The organism is Romboutsia sp. 13368, from assembly GCF_018336475.1.
Lineage (GTDB): Bacteria > Bacillota > Clostridia > Peptostreptococcales > Peptostreptococcaceae > Romboutsia.
Map to the genome: position 1 here is coordinate 1,478,541 of NZ_CP048741.1, position 3,240 is coordinate 1,481,780.

2 protein-coding genes are annotated in these 3,240 nt (G+C 27.9%); one reads left to right on the forward strand and one right to left on the reverse strand.

The genetic code is table 11. The features are described 5' to 3' along the window. Window positions 1–132: 132 nt before the first annotated feature. Entirely contained in the window at window positions 133–1,512 is a 1,380-nt protein-coding gene (locus G3997_RS05975; protein WP_296644392.1) for an MATE family efflux transporter, read from the forward strand. A gap of 356 nt (window positions 1,513–1,868) precedes the next feature. Here the strand turns inward: G3997_RS05975 and G3997_RS05980 are convergent, their stop codons facing one another. Then, the gene (locus G3997_RS05980; RefSeq protein ID WP_330616302.1) at window positions 1,869–3,236 is read right to left on the reverse strand and encodes a ClC family H(+)/Cl(-) exchange transporter; all 1,368 of its coding nucleotides are present in this window, start codon (window positions 3,234–3,236) and stop codon (window positions 1,869–1,871) included. Between the last annotated feature and the right edge of the window lie 4 nt (window positions 3,237–3,240).

Consider the following 3,240-nt stretch of genomic DNA (forward strand, 5'->3'; position numbering starts at 1 on the left):
TAACATTAGAAGAAATAAATGTATTTTATAGAGTACTTGATAAAATAAGAAATAACCTAGAATAATCAGATTAAAATTTAGTGGTTATTATATATATAGTTTTGTGCAAAACTTAATAAAAAGGAGATTGAAATGGGAAAAGTATCTAATTTTACWGAAGGTAAAATATTATCACCTTTAGTAAAATTTACAATTCCAATATTAATGGCATTATTTTTACAAACAATGTATGGTGCTGTTGACTTACTTATAGTTGGACAATTTGGTACTTCTGCTGATGTATCTGCTGTTTCAACTGGAAGTCAAATAATGGCTTCTATAACATCAATGATTAATGGACTTACTATGGGTATTACCATATTAATAGGTCAAAAGCTTGGTGAAGGAAATAGAAAGGATGCTGGAAACGTTGTAGGAAGTGGTATTTCTATATTTGCTATTATAGCTGTAATTACAACTATAATTATAGTTATTTTCTCATCATTTATAACAAGTTTAATGCAAGCACCAGCTGAAGCTTTCGATAGTACTGTATCATATCTAAAAATATGTGGTATGGGTTCTATTTTTATAGTTGCTTATAATGTTATCGGTGGAGTATTCAGAGGACTTGGAGATTCAAAAACACCACTTATTACAGTATTTATAGCATGTATTGTAAATATTATAGGTGACTTAATATTTGTAGGTTGGTTTAATATGGCATCATTAGGAGCTGCTTATGCTACAATACTTGCTCAAGCAGTTAGTGTTATCTTATCTTTAATATTAATAAAAAGAAATGGAGTTCCTTTTGAATTTTCTAAAAATAGTATTAGGTTCCATAAACCTTTAACTTCACAGATAATTAAATTTGGTGCACCAATATCTATACAAGGTGTTCTTGTAAACTTATCCTTCTTAGTTATTATGATGATAGGTAACTCAATGGGAGTAGTTGCATCAGCAGGTATGGGTGTCGCTCAAAAACTTGTTGGATTTATAATGCTTATACCATTATCATTCTCTCAATCAGTATCTGCATTTGTTGCTCAAAACTATGGTGCTAAAAAATATGATAGAGCTAAAAAAGTTCTTATTTATTCTGTATCAGTTTCTTTATGTTGCGGAGTTGTAATGTTTTATCTTACATTCTTCCATGGAAATTTACTTTCTCAAATATTTACTAAAGATGAAGCTGTTATATTAGCATCTTGGGATTATATGAAATCTTATGGAGTTGACTGTTTATTTACAGCTATAATGTTCTGTATGGTCGGTTATTTCAATGGTTGCGGACAAACAACATTTGTTATGATACAAGGAGTTTTAGGTGCATTCCTTGTAAGAATACCAGTATCTTATCTTATGAGTAAATTAGAGCCTGTATCTTTATTTAAAGTAGGATTAGCAACGCCTGCATCTACTTTTGTTCAGATTATATTATGTGTAAGTTTCTTTATATACTTATCTAAGAAATCTCAAAAGGAAAATAAACCTGTTGATACTTATGAAGAAATAAATGCTTTATAATTTTTCTATATAGTATAAAAAACAACTGTACCTTTTAATCAATAAGGTACAGTTATTTTTATATTTATCTAAATATAGTAAAACATAATCTACATACAATCAAATCTATTATTTATTTTTACTTCTAACTCATTTAATTTAAATCAAAATTATTTCCTAAGAAATTTTTATTATTTAATAAAACTTATAGTATTTCTTATTTAGTTGTGATGTTTTGCCTAATATCAATCCATATAAATTATATAAAAATCTTAATATTTACATAAAAAAATATACTTTTGGAAAATMTCTTTAATAATCATGTTAATATTTACCTTATTAATAATCTCAAAATTATAATAAAACTAAAGAAATACTTATTGTTGTGCTAACTTAATTACCTTTTCTAATATATCATAGGAACTTTTTTGATCAGTCATAAAAGTCAAATAGTCTCCTGCTAATATTTCAGTTGAACCATTTGGTAATATTTCAATATCTCCCCTAGTAATAGCAACAACTAAACAATTACTTGGCCATGGAATATCTTTTATACGCTTACCATCTATATAACTATTCATATGGACTGCTGCTTCTAATAAAGTTTTCTTACTATTTCCTTCATACTTATGAGTACCTTTACTCAATATTCTATCTAATAAACTTTCATATATAGGATGAGATTTTAATAAGTCAGAAGTTAATTGAGCAATTAATACAACTATAGAAAGAGATAATAAATGCTCTAGTGAGCCTGTCATCTCAGATATTAATACAATAGCTGTAATAGGTGCTTTTACTATTGCTGCAAAATGTCCGGCCATAGCTATTACTATAAAGTTTACTAAGTAAATACTTGGWACTCCTAAATATAATATAGCTATAAGACCAACTACATTTCCAACTAATGCTCCTAATGCTAATAAGGGAAAAAATATACCACCTGGAACTCCCGAACCAAAACTTATAAATGTAAATAAAAATTTAAYTATTATAAATATTAATAAGGTTATTATAGTAAGATTACTTTCTTGTAAGCTTATTATAAGCTCGTGACCTCCACCTAATAATATAGGTGATATTAATCCTACTATTCCTGTTACTACAAATGGTATTATTATTTTTACCTCAGTGCTCAACTTACTATTTTTAAACATACTTTGAGTTTTTAAAATACCTTTATTAAATAAAACTCCACTAACTCCTATTGTTACGCCTAATATTATAAGTGTCCAATAATATTTTAAAGGTAAAGATGTCATTCCTTCAAACATCAATGATGGGTTTATTCCAAAAAATTGTTTAGATACAAAGTCAGCTGCCAAAGATGCTACCATAGCTGATAACAAAACCAAAGGTGAAAAATTTTTATGAGCTTCTTCTAAAGCAAATATAACCCCTGATAATGGTGCATTAAATGCAGCTGATAAACCTGCACTTGCTCCACTGGTTATAAGATATTTTTCTTCATTTTCTAATTTATTAAATCCCTTTGATATACCTTCTCCTATACAAGCTCCCATCTGAACTGATGGACCCTCTCTACCTACCGATAATCCAACGGCTAAACATATAAGTCCACCTATAAACTTATTGTATAAAATAGTAAACCAATTCATTTTTAATCTTCTAGTTAAAGTACCTTCTACTTGAGGTATTCCACTACCACTTATCATTGGTTCTTTTTTTACTTGTAGTGCTACAAAGTACCCAAGTGCTATTAATAATAAAAATATAAATGGYATAAGT